The organism is Paracoccus sp. 08 (assembly GCF_024105395.1).
In the GTDB taxonomy this organism is placed as follows: domain Bacteria; phylum Pseudomonadota; class Alphaproteobacteria; order Rhodobacterales; family Rhodobacteraceae; genus Paracoccus; species Paracoccus marcusii.
On sequence record NZ_WEKR01000016.1, the window covers coordinates 21,527 to 38,914 of the forward strand.

At 65.6% G+C, this 17,388-nt stretch carries 14 protein-coding genes and 1 pseudogene; 12 read left to right on the top strand and 3 right to left on the bottom strand.

The features are described 5' to 3' along the window. Position 1: 1 nt before the first annotated feature. On the top strand, positions 2–496 hold the full coding sequence (locus GBO37_RS07480; protein WP_252928162.1) for an isoprenylcysteine carboxyl methyltransferase family protein: 495 nt from the start codon (positions 2–4) through the stop codon (positions 494–496). Positions 497–501: 5 nt separating this feature from the next. Here GBO37_RS07480 and GBO37_RS07485 read toward each other — a convergent pair whose 3' ends face one another. Next, on the bottom strand, positions 502–2,655 hold the full coding sequence (locus tag GBO37_RS07485; protein WP_252928164.1) for a heavy metal translocating P-type ATPase: 2,154 nt from the start codon (positions 2,653–2,655) through the stop codon (positions 502–504). Positions 2,656–2,735: 80 nt separating this feature from the next. Between GBO37_RS07485 and GBO37_RS07490 the strand changes: the two are divergent. The 6 genes and pseudogenes from GBO37_RS07490 to GBO37_RS07515 form a co-directional block, all read left to right on the top strand. Next, positions 2,736–3,071, top strand: a pseudogene (locus tag GBO37_RS07490) (helix-turn-helix domain-containing protein); the annotation flags it as partial. 289 nt (positions 3,072–3,360) lie between these two features. Beyond that, positions 3,361–4,221, top strand: coding sequence for a hypothetical protein (locus GBO37_RS07495; protein ID WP_252928167.1), 861 nt, complete (start codon positions 3,361–3,363; stop codon positions 4,219–4,221). Beyond that, positions 4,218–6,728 carry a DEAD/DEAH box helicase gene (locus GBO37_RS07500; protein WP_252928169.1) on the top strand — a complete coding sequence of 837 codons (2,511 nt, stop codon included), beginning with the start codon at positions 4,218–4,220 and terminating at the stop codon, positions 6,726–6,728. Before GBO37_RS07495 ends, GBO37_RS07500 begins: the two co-directional genes overlap by 4 nt. A gap of 470 nt (positions 6,729–7,198) precedes the next feature. Next, positions 7,199–8,461 carry a site-specific DNA-methyltransferase gene (locus tag GBO37_RS07505; RefSeq protein ID WP_252928171.1) on the top strand — a complete coding sequence of 421 codons (1,263 nt, stop codon included), beginning with the start codon at positions 7,199–7,201 and terminating at the stop codon, positions 8,459–8,461. Next, a complete protein-coding gene (locus tag GBO37_RS07510) occupies positions 8,458–9,786 on the top strand; it encodes a site-specific DNA-methyltransferase (protein ID WP_252928173.1) in 1,329 nt (442 codons plus the stop codon). Before GBO37_RS07505 ends, GBO37_RS07510 begins: the two co-directional genes overlap by 4 nt. An 86-nt stretch (positions 9,787–9,872) precedes the next feature. Then, the gene (locus GBO37_RS07515; protein WP_252928175.1) at positions 9,873–10,811 is read left to right on the top strand and encodes a DUF3883 domain-containing protein; all 939 of its coding nucleotides are present in this window, start codon (positions 9,873–9,875) and stop codon (positions 10,809–10,811) included. Here GBO37_RS07515 and GBO37_RS07520 read toward each other — a convergent pair. Both GBO37_RS07520 and GBO37_RS07525 read right to left on the bottom strand, forming a co-directional pair. Further along, the gene (locus GBO37_RS07520) at positions 10,808–11,365 is read right to left on the bottom strand and encodes a DUF3489 domain-containing protein (protein ID WP_252928177.1); all 558 of its coding nucleotides are present in this window, start codon (positions 11,363–11,365) and stop codon (positions 10,808–10,810) included. The genes GBO37_RS07515 and GBO37_RS07520 overlap by 4 nt on opposite strands. A 94-nt stretch (positions 11,366–11,459) precedes the next feature. Continuing rightward, complete coding sequence (locus tag GBO37_RS07525; RefSeq protein WP_252928179.1) at positions 11,460–11,687, bottom strand: hypothetical protein; 228 nt, start codon at positions 11,685–11,687, stop codon at positions 11,460–11,462. Positions 11,688–11,804: 117 nt separating this feature from the next. Here GBO37_RS07525 and GBO37_RS07530 point away from each other — a divergent pair, with 117 nt between their 5' ends. The 5 genes from GBO37_RS07530 to GBO37_RS07550 are packed head-to-tail and all read left to right on the top strand — an operon-like array spanning position 11,805 to position 17,388. Continuing rightward, positions 11,805–12,341 (top strand): hypothetical protein, encoded by a 537-nt coding sequence (locus GBO37_RS07530; protein ID WP_252928181.1) that lies wholly within the window; start codon positions 11,805–11,807, stop codon positions 12,339–12,341. Next, positions 12,289–14,340, top strand: coding sequence for a phage terminase large subunit family protein (locus GBO37_RS07535; RefSeq protein WP_252928182.1), 2,052 nt, complete (start codon positions 12,289–12,291; stop codon positions 14,338–14,340). Before GBO37_RS07530 ends, GBO37_RS07535 begins: the two co-directional genes overlap by 53 nt. Continuing rightward, a complete protein-coding gene (locus tag GBO37_RS07540; protein WP_252928183.1) occupies positions 14,340–14,552 on the top strand; it encodes a phage head-tail joining protein in 213 nt (70 codons plus the stop codon). Before GBO37_RS07535 ends, GBO37_RS07540 begins: the two co-directional genes overlap by 1 nt. Positions 14,553–14,554: 2 nt before the next feature. Beyond that, on the top strand, positions 14,555–16,066 hold the full coding sequence (locus GBO37_RS07545) for a phage portal protein (protein WP_252928184.1): 1,512 nt from the start codon (positions 14,555–14,557) through the stop codon (positions 16,064–16,066). Then, positions 16,066–17,388: a S49 family peptidase gene (locus GBO37_RS07550; protein WP_252928219.1), complete on the top strand. Its 1,323-nt coding sequence runs from the start codon at positions 16,066–16,068 to the stop codon at positions 17,386–17,388. Before GBO37_RS07545 ends, GBO37_RS07550 begins: the two co-directional genes overlap by 1 nt.

The window sequence follows — 17,388 nt, forward strand, 5'->3', positions numbered from 1 at the left end:
GATGGAGCATCACGCCGCGTCCCTGGCCTTCATCGCCTTCCTGCTGCTGCAGCGCGGGGCCGAACTGCTTGTCGCCCGGCGCAACACCCGCCGCCTGCTGGCGCAGGGGGCGGTCGAACATGGGGCGGGGCACTATCCATTGATCGTCGCGATGCACGCAGCCTGGCTGGCGGCCATCTGCATCTGGGGATGGTCCAACCCGGTCCACCCCGGATGGCTTGCCGCCTTCGTGGTCCTGCAGGGTCTGCGGGTCTGGGTGCTGGCCAGCCTGGGGCCGCGCTGGACCACGCGCATCATCGTGCTGGACGCGCCGCTGGTGGCACGCGGGCCCTATCGCTGGATGTCGCACCCGAACTATGCCGTCGTCATCGCCGAGATCATCGTGGCGCCGATGGTCCTGGGCCTGTGGGGGGTCGCGGCCCTCTTCACCATCCTGAACGCCTGCGTGCTGACGATCCGCATCCGTGCGGAATCCCGCGCGTTGGCCGGGCGCTGACCGCGTCAGGCCTCGCGCGTCGGATCGAAGGCCAGCAGGCGCAGGGCGTTCAGCGTGACCAGCACCGTCGCGCCGGTATCGGCCAGGATGGCGATCCACAGCCCGGTGACGCCCATGACCGTCGTGACCAGGAACACCGCCTTGAGCCCAAGCGCCAAGGCAACGTTCTGGCGGATGTTGCCCATCGTCGCCCGCGCCAGCCGGATGATCGCCGGCGCATCGGTAACGTGATCGCGCAGCAACGCGCCGTCCGCCGTCTCCAGCGCGACATCAGACCCCGATCCCATCGCGATGCCGACGCGGGCCTCCTTCAGCGCCGGGGCGTCGTTGATGCCGTCGCCGACCATCATCACGCCGCCCTGGCGGTTCATCGCGCGGATCGCGGTCAGCTTGTCCTCGGGCAGCATGCCCGCGCGATGATCCAGCCCGATTTCCCCCGCGATCGCGGCGGCGGTGCGGGCGTTGTCGCCCGTCAGCATCGTCGCGCCCAAGCCCATCGCCGACAGCTGGCGAATGGCGGCGACCGCATCGGGACGCGGTTCGTCGCGCATCGCGATCAGCCCCAAGGGCTGTTCCGTCCGAAACACCGCGACGACGGTCCGGCCCTGTTCCTCCAGCGCGGTGACGCGTGACAGGGCGGCTGGGCCGACGCCGCCCGCCTCCGCAGCGTAAGAGGGCGATGTGACCCAGGCGGGCGCGCCGCCGACTGTCGCCACCGCCCCACGCCCGGGCAAGGCACGGGCATCCCGCGACGTGGGCACCAGAGCGCCCGCGGCCTGTGCCCGGGCAACGATCGCCTGCGCCAGGGGGTGACCCGATCCGGCCTCGACGCCCGCGGCGATGGACAGCAGGTCGATCTCGGCGACGCCCGGTGCCGGGATCAGGTCGGTCACGACCGGGCGCCCGCGGGTCAGCGTGCCGGTCTTGTCGAAGACGACATGCGTCACCCGCGCCGCCGCCTCGATCACGGCGCCGCCCTTCATCAGCAGCCCCCGCCGCGCCCCCGCAGACAGCGCCGATGCGATCGACGCCGGGACAGAGATCACCAGCGCGCAGGGGCACCCGATCAGCAGCAGCGCCAGACCGCGATAGATCCAGGTGATCCAGTCCTGCCCGAAGGCCAGCGGCGGCACCAGGATCACCAGCGCCGACAGCGCGATGATCGCAGGCATGTAGATCCGAGAGAAGCGGTCGATGAACCGCTCGGTCGGGGCGCGCGCGTCTTCGGCGTCTTCGACGAGGCGGATGATGCGGGCGATGGTGTTGTCGCGGGGTTCGCGCGTCACGCGCATCCGCAACGCGGCCTGGGTGTTGATCGCGCCGGCAAAGACCGCATCGCCCACGCCGCGGGTCTGCGGAACGCTTTCGCCGGTCACGGGGCTTTCGTCGATGCCGCTGGTCCCCTCGACGATGTCGCCATCGGCGGGGATGCGGTCGCCGGGGCGGATCAGGACCACCTGGCCGATCGTCAGGCTGTCGGCGGGGACGGKGCGTGTCCCGCCCGACTGCTCCAGCATCGCGGTCTTGGGCACCAGATCGGCCAGCGCGCGGATGCCCTGGCGGGCCCGGCCGGCGGCGACGCCTTCCAGAACCTCGCCCACGGCGAACAGGAACACGACCAGCGCCGCCTCCTCGGCCGCGCCGATCAGCAGGGCGCCGCCCGCGGCGATGGTCATCAGGCTTTCGATCGTGAAGGGCTGGCCCATGCGCAGCGCCGCAATGGCGCGCCAGGCCACAGGCGCCACCCCGATCAGGCAGGCCGCGACGAATGCCGCATAACCGCCGCCCGCGGGCGTCAGCAGCGCCACGATCCAGGCCAGCGCCAGCAGAAGTCCGGTCAGCACCACCAGCCGCCCCTTGGCCGTCCGGTACCACGACGGTTCCGCACCCGCCGCGGGGCGGACCGCCTGTTCGGGCGCGTCATCGACCGCCACCGTCGGCGCGATGCCATAACCCAAGGCCCGGACGACCGCCTCGATCTGGTCCGATTGGGTGATGCCGGGGTCCAGATCGACGCTCAGCCGTTCGGCCATCAGCGCGACCCGGGCCGCGCGGACGCCGGGCATCCGCTCGACCGCGCGCACGACCTTGGCCGTGCATCCGGCGCAATCCATGCCCGTAACGGTCCATTCCCGCCGATGTGTCGTGTCATCCGTCATGTCGCATCCTGCCATGGGTCTTTTCGTCCTGTGGCCAGGAAGATAGGATCTCTAGCAACTAGAGCTACAAGGGGTGTTTCATGCTCAGCATCGGAAAATTGAGTGCGGCCACCGGGGTCAAGGTGCCCACGATCCGCTATTACGAAAGCATCGGCCTGCTGCCCGAACCCGAGCGCAGCACCGGGAACCAGCGCCTCTATGGTCGCAAGCAGCAGGAGCGGCTGGCCTTCATCCGCCACGCCCGCGACCTTGGCTTTCCGCTGGACAGCATCCGCGAGCTGCTGAGCCTGTCGGATCATCCCGACATGCCCTGCGCCGCCGCCGACGTCATCGCGCGGCGCCAGCTGCAATCGGTGCGCGACCGGATCGTCCGGCTGCAGGCCCTGCAGCAGGAGCTGAGCCGCATGCTGGCCCAATACCATTGCCGCACTTGTTGGAGCCAATAAGTCTGCGCTGATTGTTGATTTCTTTGCTGGCAGCGGAACGACGCTCAATGCGGTCAATCTATTGAATGTTCTGGATGAAGGACAACGGCGCTGCATCTTAGTCACAAACAATGAGTTGAACGGTGATTTCGCTGATCGCGTGTTGGCATCGGGCGTTCGACCCGGTTCAGACGAATGGGAGAGTAATGGTGTCTGCCAATCTGTCACTTGGCCAAGGACTAAGTTCACTGTTAAAGGCGAGCGGTCCGACGGGAGCAAGTTGTCCGGAGAGTATTTCACCGGCAGTCTGATCGATAGTGAAAAGCGTCGGGCCTTCCGTCATGCGGCCTTTGTAACGCCCGAGGACTTCCGGGTGCCTGCTGGTCTGTCTCCCGCAGACGTCAAGAAAGCGGAAAAGAAAGTAGAGAAGAAGAAGCTGGCCTTTGTCAGCATGATCGATGCCCTGCCGCAGAACAGCGTCACGCCCGGCTGCCGGTTCATCGTGTCTGAGGACTACAAGGCATCCGTCCTGTTTGACCCGGACGCCGCCGCCGAATGGCTGGAAGCCTTGGAGGAACAGGACCACATCACCGACTTCTACATCGTGGCCGAGGACGAGAAGCAGTTCAAGGCGCTCAAGGCCCAGGTGGATGACCTGGTCGGCCCGTTGATCGTTCAGGAAGAAGAGAAGCGTCCGATGTCGGCAGGGTTCCCTGCGAACGTCGCGTACTTCAAGCTCGACTTCCTCGACAAGGACCGGGTCGAGCTTGGGGCGGCCTTCAGGGAAATCCTGCCTCTTCTGTGGATGAAGTCGGGAGCCACCGGCCCGTCGCCTACCTTGCCTGAAGGCCCCTTGCCGGATGTCTTCGTTCCGGAAAGCAGCCCCTTCGCAGTCTTGCTGAATGAGACACGCGTGACGGCTTTTCGCGAAGCCCTGCTGGCCAGGGAGGCACTGCGGCATGTCTACGTCGTGACGGATGCAGAGGAGGCCTTCCGAGCGATTTCAGGGGAACTGCGCATCGCCTTGATCGCCCGTAACCCGGACGTCGAGTTCGTTCAGCTCTACCGGGACTACCTTGTGAACTTTACAATCAATACGCGGGCGGAAGATGCCGCTGCTGGCATCGGGGGCGTCGCATGAAGATTGAACTGTTCGATTTCCAGAAGGATGCCCTGCACAACCTTCGAAAGCGGCTGATGCTGGCCCGTCCCGCGGCGTCGCCTGAAGCCCCGCAGGCAATCACACTGTCCGCGCCCACAGGAAGCGGCAAGACGATCATCATGACGGCCTTGTTCGAGGCGATCCTCGACCAGCCCGACGAACAGCTGGACTGGCCGCTGGATTGGGTACCCCAGCCGGATGCGGTCATCCTCTGGGTGTCGGACATGCCCGAGCTGAATGAGCAGACGAAGCTCAAGATCGAACGTCAGTCCGACAAGGTCTACCGGGTCGGGCAGCTGGAGGTGATCACAGCCAGCTTCGACGAAGAGCGCCTGGCCGGTGGCAAGATCTATTTCATCAACACCCAAAAGCTGGCCAGCGACCGGCTGCTCACGACCGTCGGCGATGGGCGCAGCTATTCTATCTGGACAACGCTGACGAACACCGCGCGCGCGATCCCGGACAGGTTCTATGTGGTGATCGATGAAGCCCATCGTGGGATGACCACTGGCAAGGGCAGCGCAACGGCACAAACGATCATTCAGCAGTTCATCAAAGGCAACAAGGAAACCGGCCTGGTGAAGATGCCGCTGATCATTGGCGTCTCTGCAACCCCCAAGCGTTTCAACGAGCTGCTGGCTGACACCGACCACACCCAGCACAAGGTACCAGTGCCAGTCGAGGATGTGAAAAAGTCCGGACTGATCAAGGAGCGTGTCCTAATCCACCACCCCGCCAACCCGACGAATGCCGAAATGGGCATCCTTGAAGAGGCGGCACGGCGATGGCAGGTCATGACCGACCAATGGGCATCCTACTGCAAGGACGAGGGCGAAAGGCCTGTGCGACCCATTCTCGTCATCCAGATTGAAGATGGCGCACCCACCCGAACCAACCTGGCGGACGCGATCAAGGCGGTTGAAGATGGCATTGGCCGTCCCCTTCGGGATTCCGAGCTCGCGCATGCATTGATGGATAAAGGGGGCCTGAAGGTCGGCGACCGCGCAATCCGCTACATCGATCCTTCTCGCATCGACGACGACGCAGACGTCTCGGTGGTATTCTTCAAGATGGCGCTTTCTACCGGATGGGATTGCCCACGGGCAGAAGTCATGATGTCTTTCCGTAGCGCGCAGGACCACACCTACATCGCACAGCTTCTCGGGCGCATGGTTCGGACGCCTTTGGCGCGCAGGATCGAAAGCACGGCCGAGCTGAACGACGTCCACCTTTATCTGCCTCATTTCAATGCAGCGGCGGTCGAGCAGGTCATCACAGCACTACAAACCAGCGACGATATCGTTCCTGCCGAGACAGGAGAGGGGACGAAGCTTGTCACCCTGCACCGTCGACCCGGCACCGAGAGTATTTTCGAGGCTATCGAGGCAGTCGAGCTCGTCACCTATCGCGTGAACGCGGTTCGGGCTCAGAGCGACATCCGTCGTTACCAGGCGATAGCAAGCCGACTAACGATGGATGGGATCGACCCGAATGCCTGGGATGATGCCAAAGCTGACGCCGTGTCATGGATCGGCGAGCAGGTTGCCGTGTTGAAAGCATCTGGCGACTTCGAGAAGGCGCGCAAGTCCCTCACAAAGGTTGGCTTGCGCACAGTCATGGTCACGGGCGTGACCGGAATGGCGGAAGGCCAAGAGGACTACACCGTTGACGTGTCAGATCTCGATGTCGACCGGCAGTTTGAAGACGCAGGTCGCACCTTAGGACAAGGGTATGGCCTTCACCAGCTTTACCGAAAGGCAAACGCGGAACGTGACGGTCAGGAGGTGAAACTGGAAGCAATCATCGTGGCTGCATCTGCGGCAGCGCGCTCTGCGTTGGAGAACAAGTCGAAGGCTAAGTTTGAAGCGCTCTATGACGCACACCGACATGCGATTTCCAAACTTACCGAACAGGTGCGCGCCGGGTACGACAAGCTGAAATCAGCGTCTTCCACCCCCTCAAGCACACCTTGGCGGCTGCAGGACACCATTGATTTTCGCCGCGACACCACGGAACCCACCTGGAGCCATCACCTCTATGTCGAAGATGATGGATCGTTCCGCACAACCCTGAACCCTTGGGAAGCTGATGTCCTGAAGCTTGAAATGGGCCGAGATGACTTCGTTGGATGGCTGCGAAATCTCGACAGGAAACCCTGGTCTCTTGAGATCCCCTACCAGGTGAGCGGAACTTGGAAACCGATGTTCCCCGATATGCTGATCGTGAGGAGCAAGGGCGCGGATTTCGTTTTCGACATTCTGGAGCCGCATGACGACAGTCGCGCTGATAACCTGTACAAAGCGCAGGGACTTGCCGAGTTTGCCGAAAAGCATGGCGACCGCTTTACTCGAATTCAGCTTATCCGAAAGAAAGGCGATGGCTTCGTTAGGTTGGAGCTGAATAGAACTGCCGTAAGGTCCCGCGTCCGACAGGCAGCGTCCAACCCTGCAATTGACGCAATCTTTGATGAGTTGGGGATGGTCTAGACGCGCTGTCGGAGCGGCTTGTTTCTGGTACGTCAAACTGATCGAGCTGCACTCTCAAAGTCGAAGCGCACGTCAAGACGAAGGATTCGCCCCCCTCCTCTGGTTCCTCCCCGGCCCTGAACGTATGCGGGGGGGCGCAGCGCGGCGGTTCGCTAGCGTGAGGCAGTTTCACCGGGGAAGCCAGGCGGAAGCCACCTTGCGCCCTAATGCCGGAATTCATGAGTCAGATCAGCGGCTTGCGGAATCACGATCTGGCCGGGGTGGATTCCCGGCGGGAAGCCAGGGAAGCCAGGTGGCCAGAAGCCACCCCGGAAAGCCAATTTGTTAGAAGCCGTTGAATCCGCTTCACTTTTCGGGTTGACAGACCTGCCCCCATTGACCTACCCCTTGATCATCGAAGAATTGCGCCCGGAGGAACCCCCTCGCGGGCGCTTTGCATTTCCCCTCCCCCACATCTCGAGCCCCGCCCCATGGATCTCGTCTTTGCGCCGAGTCAGGTTGAATCTTGGCCGATTGCCCGGCTGCGCCCTTATGCCCGCAATGCCAAGATGCATGGCGACGACCAGGTGGCGAAGATCGCCGCCAGCATGGCCAAGTTCGGCTGGACCGTCCCCTGCATGGTGGCCGACGACGGCGAGCTGATCGCGGGCCATGGCCGGGTGCTGGCCGCGACCATGCTCGGGCTGACCGAGGTGCCGGTGATCCGGCTCAGCCATCTCGACGAGGCAGAGCGCCGCGCCTACCGGATCGCCGACAACAAGTTGACGGAGCTCGGCGAATGGGACGAAGCCCTGCTTCGCGACGAGATCGCGGGGCTGCTGGCCGAGGATTTCGACCTGACGCTGCTTGGGATCAGCGACGATGATCTCGACGCGCTTTTGCGGGATCCCGAGGCGCTGGGCGGCGATGGCCCGGTCGAGGGCGAGAACGACATTCCTGAGTTGCCGGTCACGCCGGTGTCGGTGCCGGGCGATCTGTGGCAGCTGGGCGCGCATCGGCTCATCTGCGGCGACAGTACCGCGGCCGATGTGGTCGGGCGGCTGCTGGGTGATGTGCGCCCCCTGCTGATGGTGACCGACCCGCCCTACGGCGTGGAGTACGATCCGTCCTGGCGCAATCAGGCCGGGGCCGCAAAGACGAAACGCACCGGCAAGGTCTTGAACGATGATCGCGCCGATTGGCGCGAGGCATGGGCGCTGTTCCCCGGCGACGTCGCCTATGTCTGGCACGGGGCGCTGCATGCCGGGACCGTGGCCGACAGCCTGACCGCTGCCGGTTTCGCCATCAGGTCGCAGATCATCTGGGCCAAGGATCGGCTGGTGCTGAGCCGGGGCGATTACCACTGGCAGCACGAGCCCTGCTGGTATGCGGTGCGCACCAAAGGCAAGGGCCATTGGGCCGGAGACCGCAAGCAGACGACGCTGTGGCAGATCGCAAACCGGGATCAGGACGCCGACACCGTGCATGGCACGCAGAAGCCGGTCGAATGCATGCGGCGGCCGATCCTGAACAACTCCAACACCGGCCAGGCGGTCTATGAACCGTTCATGGGATCCGGCACCACGCTGATCGCCTCTGAGACCACGGGCCGGGTCTGCTTCGGAGTCGAGTTGAACCCAGCCTATGTCGATGTCGCCATCGAACGCTGGCAGTCCTTCACTGGCCAAGAGGCGCTGCTGGCGGAAACCGGCGAGACCTTCGCCGCCTTGAAAGCCAAGCGGCTCGCAGCATGAACGCGCCCCTCCTGCCCGGCCGGATCGAGCACTGGCCCCTTGCCCGTCTCCACCCCTATGCCCGAAATGCCAAGACTCACGATGCCGACCAGGTGGCGAACATCGCCGCCAGCATGGCCGAGTTCGGCTGGACCGTCCCCTGCCTCGTGGCGGCCGACGGCGAGTTGATCGCGGGCCATGGCCGCGTCCTGGCCGCAGCCCAGCTGGGGCTGGCAGAGGCGCCGGTCATCGTGCTGGGCCATCTGACCGAGGCGCAGCGGCGCGCCTATCGCATCGCCGACAACAAACTGACCGAACTGGGCGGGTGGGACGACGCGCTGCTGCTCGAGGAACTGCGCGGGCTAATGGCCGAGGACTTCGACCTCGGGCTGATCGGGATCCCCGAGGACGAACTGGATGCTCTGCTGGACGCAGCCGATGACCGCGCGCCTATCGACGATGACACGGCCGACACCATTCCCGAGGCCGCGGCCGAACCGATCACCCGGCCCGGCGACATCTGGGCGCTGGGCGATCACCGGCTGATCTGCGGCGATGCCACTGACCCGTCCGTGGTGGCGCGGCTGATGGATGGCGCGCAGGCCTCGCTGCTGTTCACCTCACCGCCTTACGCGCAGCAGCGCGACTATGGCGCGGCGAAGGAGAAGGTCGGCGATTGGGATGCGCTGATGCAGGGCGTCTTTGCCGCGGCGCCCGTCACTGCCGATGCCCAGCTGCTGGTCAACCTCGGCCTCGTTCACCGCGATGGCGAGTGGATCCCCTATTGGGAGGGCTGGCTCGACTGGATGCGCGCGCAGGGCTGGCGGCGCTTCGGCTGGTATGTCTGGGACCAGGGGCCCGGCCTGCCCGGCGACTGGAACGGGCGGCTGGCGCCGTCGCACGAGTTCATCTTCCACTTCAACCGCCAGCCGCGGAAGCCGAACAAGACGGTGGAGAGCAAGCATGCGGGCGAAACCCTCGGTGGTGGCGGCCTGCGTGGCGCCGACGGCACGGTCCACCGCAAGACCGGCTCCGGCAACGCAATCCAGAGCCACCGTATCCCGGACTCTGTGTTCCGCATCATGCGCCACAAGGGCGGGCTGGGTGCCGCCGGATCGCATCCGGCCGTGTTCCCGGTATCGCTCGTCGAGACGGTGCTGGAGGCCTTCACCGATCCAGGCGACCTGGTGTTCGAGCCTTTTTGTGGATCGGGAACCCAGCTGATCGCCGCGGAACGCACCGGGCGGCGGAGCTGCGCGGTGGAACTGGACCCCGTCTATTGCGACGTAGCGGTGCGGCGGTGGGAGATGGCGACGGGGAGAAAAGCTGTAACGGAAATCCGCTAGCGGGAAGAGGATGTGCCCCCTACTATCGTGTCTGCCGAAGCTATTGGAATTCCAAAATGCCGAATTTGATTTGTAACGTTGTCTGGATGCCCCATTACCGCGGAGAGGCCGATGTCCACCCCGGCGGGTTTGACTACGTATCGATCAATGGCTACGGGCACGAACTCTTGAACTTCGACCCTCTGAACGGAAAAGTGTTCGGGTACGTCCAAACCAGGAACGCCACGGTCAACATTACACGACTGGGTGCCAAGCCCGACGACGACTTTTTGGACGGCGTTCGAATTATCTTCATTTCAACCCACGAAACGCACGGACCGGTCGTCATCGGCTGGTACGAAAACGCCCGTGTTTGGCGCCGCAAGCAACCTGGCCTCCGTTCCATCCCAACTCACCCTGAGATCAAGATCGACTATCAATTTGAAGCCTCTGCAGACAATGCAGCATTGCTGCCTGTTTCTCAAAGGCTGCTTGCTGTTCCGAACCGCAAGAAGGGATTCCCTGGACAGAGCCCCGTGTTCTTCCCTGACGAAAGCGACGAAATGCGCACATGGATGCGCAAATTTGAAAAGTACTTTGAAGAAAAAATGCCCGGGCGTGTCACCGCCCCGAAAAAGGCCAAGGGCTCAGGGCGCAGCAATGACGCTGAGCATAACGCGCTGGTGGAAGTCTCAGCGATTGAGGCCGTGATTGCCCTACTTGGGCCGCTTCATCGGGACCGACAGCCAGACAATTGTGGATGGGATCTCGAGTTTGAGCGCAGCGGCAAAAGGCTTTGCGTCGAGGTAAAAGGCAACTCTGGCCTGACACCTCGTGCCGAAGTGTCACCGAATGAGTACCGGACCATTCTGGAGGTGATGGAAGGGCGGTTCACGGACGGGGAATACCGTCTGGCGATCGTGACCGACGCATTTGGCGGCCGGAAGGTCCACTTGTTCGGCTTCACTGTGGACAAAGGCTGGGTCTGTGAACGCACTGGCGCCTCAATCAATGCGACCGAGCGCGTAGCTGCGATATTCAATTAAATGCGGTAGACGGTTCCCCTGCCCTCGACCCTTTCGACGCGGACGGGGAAGCCAAGCTTCTTCTTCAGCGCTCCGGAGATCGAACCACGGACTGTGTGCGACTGCCAAGAAGTTGCCTCGACCATCTCGGCGACTGTCGCGCCCTCGGGGCGCTGGAGCATGGCGATGATCTGCGCCTGCTTGGTGCCAGCGCGGATGGCGACGGGTTTCGCGGTGTCGGCGGCATCAGGGGTCTGCGCCGGTTCCGGCTTCGGCTTCGCCTTCCGCGCGCTAGCGACGGCGCTGGCCACCAGCGGCTCGATGCCGATGGCCTCCAGCCCGGCCTCGGTGGCGATCAGCGTGGTGCCGTGGCAATCACCGGTCTCGCGCCACATCGGCTCATTGCGGCGCAGGTTGGCCTCGACCTCCACGAGCCAGCCGCGGGCGATCATCTTGCCGACGACCATCTTGGCAGCGGCGCCGACCAGCCCCTCGGGCAGCGGCAGGGCAAGGTTGCCGGGCCGGGTCGCGGCGCGGGAGAGGATCAGGGACTGGGTGTCGGACGGGGTGGTCATGGGGCCTTCGGGCGCTGTGGCGCGCGGTGTGCGCACCTTCTATGGAGGCAAGCCCCGTCTTCGGACGGGGCGGCTTTGGCGCGGCGCAGGCGCGTCAGGCGGCGTGTTCACCCTCGCCAAAGAGGAAGTCAGTGATCTTGCGCAGATCGGCGGCAACGCTGTTGAGTGATCCGACGGCACCCCAGTTGATGGCGTCCGGATCGAATTCGAAATGGTCGTCGCTGAGGGCCCTCAGGCGCTCCAGCATCACGTCGATCTCGGCCTTGGCAGCGATGAAGGCATCGAGGGCTTTGGAGTTGCCGGCGGCGCGGCGGGTGGTCATGGCGGTGGCATCCTTCGCTGAGTTGCATCGTTTCCTTGCGATCAGATTCGCTCTGTCGCGCCCTCTAATCAACTGAATACCAAGCGATATCATCAGCTTGATCGGACTATCAGCGCCATGAAGGGCATGAGCGAACGCGAGTATGCGGCCCATTCCGGCCTGTCCCGCGGCGGGGTGCAGAAGGCGCGCAAGAACGGGCGGCTGGTGGTCCATGACGACGGGTCGATCAATGCCGCGGCCTCGGATGTGCGGCGGGCGGAGATGACGGACCCCGATCAGCAGCGCCGATCACTTGGTGGAGACGGGCTGGCCAGCGGCCCCGGGGACACAACATCGTATATCAAGGCGCGCACGGCGCTGACGGTTTACGCCGCGCAAGAACGCCAGCTGGCCGTGCAGAAGAAGAAGGGCACGCTGGTCGACCGCGCGCGGGCGGAAACCCTCGTCTTTCGCCTGGCGCGGCAGGAACGGGATGTCTGGGTGACCTGGCCCGGACGGGTGGCAGCAACGATGGCGGCGCAGATCATGGCGGAGGTGGAACGGCAATCCGGGGCATCGGTGACGATCGAGACCGCGATCATGCAGAGGGTGCTGGAAGCCCATGTCCGCGAACAGCTCGACGCCCTCGCCGACCTCCGGGTCTCGCTTGCATGATGAGGACGATGACAACGATCTGACGGCCGACCTCGACCTCGGTTTCGACGGCGCCGAGGATCTGCTGCGGGTCTGGCGGCAGGGCCTGCGGCCCGATCCGAACCTGACGGTATCGGAATGGGCGGATCAGCATCGCTGGCTGTCGTCGCGGGGCGCGGCCGAGCCGGGGCGGTATCGCACCGCCCGCGCGCCCTATCTGCGCGAGATCATGGATGTGCTGTCGCCCGGCCATCCGGCGCAGCGCATCACCTTCATGAAGGCGGCGCAGGTCGGGGCAACGGAAGCGGGCAACAACTGGATCGGCTTCGTCATCCATCACGCGCCAGGCCCGATGCTGGCGGTGCTGCCATCCTTGGAACTGGCGAAGCGGACGTCTCGCGGTCGTCTTGACCCCCTGATCGCGGACAGCCCGGCACTCCGTGAACGGGTAAACCCGGCGCGGTCTCGCGATGCGGGCAACTCGATGCTGTCGAAGGAATTCCCCGGCGGCATCCTGGTGCTGACCGGGGCGAACAGCGCGACCGGCCTGCGGTCGATGCCCGCGCGCTACGTCTTTCTCGACGAGGTGGACGCCTATCCGGCCTCGGCCGACGAGGAGGGCGATCCGGTCACGCTGGCCGAGGCGCGGACGACGACCTTCTCGCACCGGCGCAAGGTGTTCATGGTCTCGACGCCCACGATCCGGGGGCTGTCACGCATCGAGCGGGAGTTCGAGGCATCGGACCAGCGGCGCTATTTTGTCCCCTGCCCGCATTGCGGAGCGATGCAATGGCTGCAGTTCGACCGCCTGCGCTGGGCGAAGGGGAAGCCGGAGACCGCCGCCTATCACTGCGAGGGCTGCGAGCGTCCCATCGCCGAGCACCACAAGACCGAGATGTTGGCCCGCGGCGAATGGCGGGCGACGGCGGTTTCCAAGGATCCGAAGGCCATCGGCTTCCACCTCTCGGCGCTCTATTCGCCGCTCGGGTGGAAAAGCTGGTCCGACGTCGCGCGGGAATGGCTGGCGGCCCAAGGGTCGGACGAGACGCTGCGGGCCGCGCGCAACACGCTTCTGGGTGAGACATGGGTCGAAAGCGGCGACGCGCCGGAATGGCAGAGGCTGGCAGATCGGCGCGAGGCGTGGAAGCCGGGCACCGTGCCGCTGGCCGGGTTGTTCCTGACTGCCGGGGCCGACGTCCAGAGGGACCGGATCGAGGTTGACATCTGGGCCTGGGGCCGGGGCTTGGAAAGCTGGCTTGTCGATCACATCGTCATCCCGGGCGGGCCTGACGATCCCGCGGCATGGGACAAGCTGACCACGCTGTTGGGGAAGAGCTGGCAGCATTCCAACGGTGCCTTCATGACCGTGGCGCGGCTCGGGATCGACACCGGCTACGAGGCCGCGGCCGTCTATGCCTGGTCGCGCAAGGTCGGGTTCGAACAGGTGGCACCGCTGAAGGGGCTTGAGGGCTTCAACCGGGCCGCGCCGGTCTCCGGCCCGACCTTTGTCGATGCGACCATCGGCGGGAAACGCCTGCGCCGGGGCGCGCGGCTCTGGTCGGTAGCGACGGCGACCTTCAAGGCAGAGACCTATCGGTTCCTGCGGATCGAGCGGCCGAGTGATGAGGACCGCGCCACAGGGGTGCTGGACGCGCCCGGCACGATCCACCTCCCAGGCTGGGCCGACACCGAATGGCTGAAGCAGCTGGTGGCGGAACAGCTGGTCACGATCCGCAACAAGCGCGGCTATGCCCATCAGGAATGGCAGAAGATGCGCGAGCGGAACGAGGCGCTGGACTGCCGGGTCTATGCCCGTGCCGCGGCATGGATCCTCGGCGCCGACCGATGGGACGAGGCGACTTGGCGGCGGCTGGAAGCGCAGGCGGGCGTGGAAACGCGCATGCCGACGGCCGTCGCAACCGACATCGCCACACAAGACCCGGCCCAGCCCAAGGCCGGAACCCTGACCACGCCGCGCCGGAAACGGCGGGCCTACACCCCGAACTTCATGAGGGACTGATGGATCTCGACCGCATGCAGGCCCTGCTGACCGCACTGCAGGAAGCCCGCTTCGCCGGGCTGCGCAGCGTCAGCTATGACGGCAAGACCGTGACCTATGGCTCGGACGCCGAACTGGCTGCGGCCATCAGAGACTTGGAGGGCCGGATTTCTACCGCCTCCGCCACCCCGCGTCGCCGCCGCTGGGGCACCGTGGCCACGAAGGGTCTTTGACCATGGTCCTCGACGCCTTCCGCCAGCGCCTTGGCAGCATCATCGGCGGGTTCGACGCGGCGCAGTCCCATCGCCGCATGCGCGGGTTCCGCGCCACCCGGGCGCATGTGAACACACTGATCGCCGCCTCGGGCGAGACGATCACCGCCCGCGCACGCTGGCTGGTCAGGAACAATGGCTACGCCGCGAACGCAGTCGATGCCTTCGCGAACCATGTCGTTGGCGACGGAATCAAGCCGTCCTCGAAGATCGCGGATGCAGGGAAGAAGGAGGAGCTGCAGAAGCTCTGGCTCGCCTGGACCGACGAGGCCGATGCCGAGGGTCTGACCGATTTCTTCGGCCTGCAGCGGCGGGCCGCGCGCGAGGKGTTCCTGGCGGGCGAGGTCTTCCTGCGCATCCGCACGCGGCGGTCGGAAGACGGGCTGACGGTGCCGATGCAGCTGCAGATGCTCCCCTCGGAAATGCTGCCCCAGGACATGACGCGCGTGCTGCCCGGCGCGGGATCGATCCGGCAGGGGATCGAGTTCGACGGGATCGGGCGGCGCGTGGCCTACCACTTCCTGCGCCGCCATCCGGGCGACATGACCGATCCGGGGCTCATCGGCGAAACCGTCAGGGTTCCAGCCTCGGAGGTGATCCACATCCTGGACCCCGTCGAGGCGGGGCAGCTGCGCGGCGTATCGCGCTTCGCCGCGGCCGTGGTGAAGCTGTTCACCCTCGATCTCTATGACGACGCGGAACTGGAGCGGAAGAAGACCGCGGCGATGTTCGCGATGTTCATCACGTCGCCCGCCCCGGAAACCGCCCTCGACCCGGCCGAGGACGATCTGGAGGTCGAACCGGGCCAGGTGGTGCGGCTGGACCCGGGCGAAGATGTCACGACGCCGTCCACCCCGGACTCGGGGTCCACCTATGAGCCCTTCCAGTACCGCACGCTCCTGCAGATCGGCGCCGCGCTGGGCGTGCCCTATGGCTATCTGACGGGCGATACCGCGAAGGGGAACTTCTCGAACACCCGGATCGCGCTGGTCGACTTCCGCCGCCGCATCTCGGCCTTCCAGCATTCAGTCATGGTCTACCAGCTCTGCCGCGCGGTCTGGACGCGGTGGATGGATATGGCCGTGCTGGCAGGCGCCATCGATCTGCCGGGCTATGCCACCGACCGGCGCCAATACCTCGCCTGCGACTGGCTCCCTACAAAATGGGACTGGATCGACCCGGCCAAGGATGCCGCGGCAGAAATCCTGCAGATCGAGGCGGGCCTGAAATCCCGCACGCAGGCCATCGCGGAGCGCGGATACGACGCCGAGCAGGTCGACCGCGAGATAGCTGCCGAACGCAAGCGCGAGGCGGAGCTGGGTCTGGACTTCCGGCGGCCGGGATCGCCCGCACAGGCGGCGGGTGGCGGCGCGCAGCCGGGTGATGCCGAGGGCCAGCGGCAGGATCAGCAGGACGGCAGCAATCAGGAAGACGACGGCGAGGACCGGGAACCCCGGCCTGCGGAGGAAGGATGATGCATCACACCCAGATCGCCCAGCGCGTCTTCAACACGCCTCTTATGGTCGATCCCGCCAAGGCGCGGGCCTTTCTGACCGGGCTTGGCCCCCGGATCGTTGGGCGGGAAATCAGCGTCGAGGGGCTGGAGATTGCGGCCATAGATCGGGAGGCGGCCAGCCTGCCCGCGCGCGCCTCTCTCTTCGGCGACGACCTGACCAGCCGCCAGGCGCGCAACGGCGGCCAGCCCTTCGCGGTCGTCGACGGGATCGCGGTGATCGAGATCGCTGGCACGCTGGTGCATCGCGGGGCCTGGATCGGGCAATCCTCCGGTCTGACCTCCTATGAAGGGATCGCGGCCCAGCTGCAGGCGGCCGTCACCGATCCCGCCATCCGCGGCATTGCCCTCGACATCGACAGCTTTGGGGGCGAGGTGGCCGGTGCCTTCGATCTGGCGGATCGCATCCGCGCAGCGCGTCAGGTCAAGCCTGTGCAGGCTTTCGTCGCCGATCACGCCCTCTCGGCCGCCTATGCGCTGGCCTCACAGGCCGACCGGATCATCCTGCCCCGCACCGGCGCCGTTGGCAGCATCGGTGTCGTGGCCATGCACAGCGACATGAGCGGGGCGCTCGACCAGAAGGGCATTGCCGTCACGCTGATCCATGCCGGGGCCCGCAAGGTCGATGCGAACCCGTATCAGCCGCTGCCTGAGGCCGTCCGCGCCCGGATCGCGGGCGAGCTGGAAGACCTCCGCCAACTCTTCGCCGAGACCGTCGCCGAAGGGCGCGGCCGCCGCCTCGACACGCTTCAGGCGCTCGCCACTGAGGCCGCCGTCTTCCGCGGCGAGGCGGCGATCTTCGCCGGTCTCGCCGATGAGGTGGCCGATCCAGTCACCGCCTTCCGCGCTTTCGCCGCCGCACCCCGCGGCACAACCAGCCTCAAATCCAACCCCAGAGGAAAGGGCCCGATGATGACCACCGCCCCCGAAGACCATGCGCAGCCTGCGACCGCGCCTGCTGCCAGCGCCCCGCCGGAACCGGCCGCGCTCACGGCAATCGCGCCGCCGCAAACCACGGCGGCCGCCATGTCGCCCGAAGCCATCCGCGCCGAGGCGGCGGAGGTCGCACAGGTCTGCGCGCAGGCGGCGCGCCTTGGCATCCAGATTGATGCCGCCGAAGCCGTGGCCAAGGGTGTGAAACCCGAGGCCCTGCGCGCCAAGGTGCTGGCCGATCTCGCCGCGCGCAGCGATGCCGCGGGCATCATCGCCACCGCCCCGGCGGCTGGCGCGAAGGAAAGCCCTATCGTGGCGGCCGCGAAGAAGTCGGCCGCCGCCTCGCGCTAA

Coding starts and splice junctions, on each gene's coding strand:
- GBO37_RS07480 (WP_252928162.1), top strand. CDS start 2: ATGGAGCATCACGCCGCGTCCCTGGCCTTCATCGCCTTCCTGCTGCTG.
- GBO37_RS07500 (WP_252928169.1), top strand. CDS start 4,218: ATGAAGATTGAACTGTTCGATTTCCAGAAGGATGCCCTGCACAACCTT.
- GBO37_RS07505 (WP_252928171.1), top strand. CDS start 7,199: ATGGATCTCGTCTTTGCGCCGAGTCAGGTTGAATCTTGGCCGATTGCC.
- GBO37_RS07510 (WP_252928173.1), top strand. CDS start 8,458: ATGAACGCGCCCCTCCTGCCCGGCCGGATCGAGCACTGGCCCCTTGCC.
- GBO37_RS07515 (WP_252928175.1), top strand. CDS start 9,873: ATGCCCCATTACCGCGGAGAGGCCGATGTCCACCCCGGCGGGTTTGAC.
- GBO37_RS07520 (WP_252928177.1), bottom strand. CDS start 11,365: ATGACCACCCCGTCCGACACCCAGTCCCTGATCCTCTCCCGCGCCGCG.
- GBO37_RS07525 (WP_252928179.1), bottom strand. CDS start 11,687: ATGACCACCCGCCGCGCCGCCGGCAACTCCAAAGCCCTCGATGCCTTC.
- GBO37_RS07530 (WP_252928181.1), top strand. CDS start 11,805: ATGAAGGGCATGAGCGAACGCGAGTATGCGGCCCATTCCGGCCTGTCC.
- GBO37_RS07535 (WP_252928182.1), top strand. CDS start 12,289: ATGTCCGCGAACAGCTCGACGCCCTCGCCGACCTCCGGGTCTCGCTTG.
- GBO37_RS07540 (WP_252928183.1), top strand. CDS start 14,340: ATGGATCTCGACCGCATGCAGGCCCTGCTGACCGCACTGCAGGAAGCC.
- GBO37_RS07550 (WP_252928219.1), top strand. CDS start 16,066: ATGCATCACACCCAGATCGCCCAGCGCGTCTTCAACACGCCTCTTATG.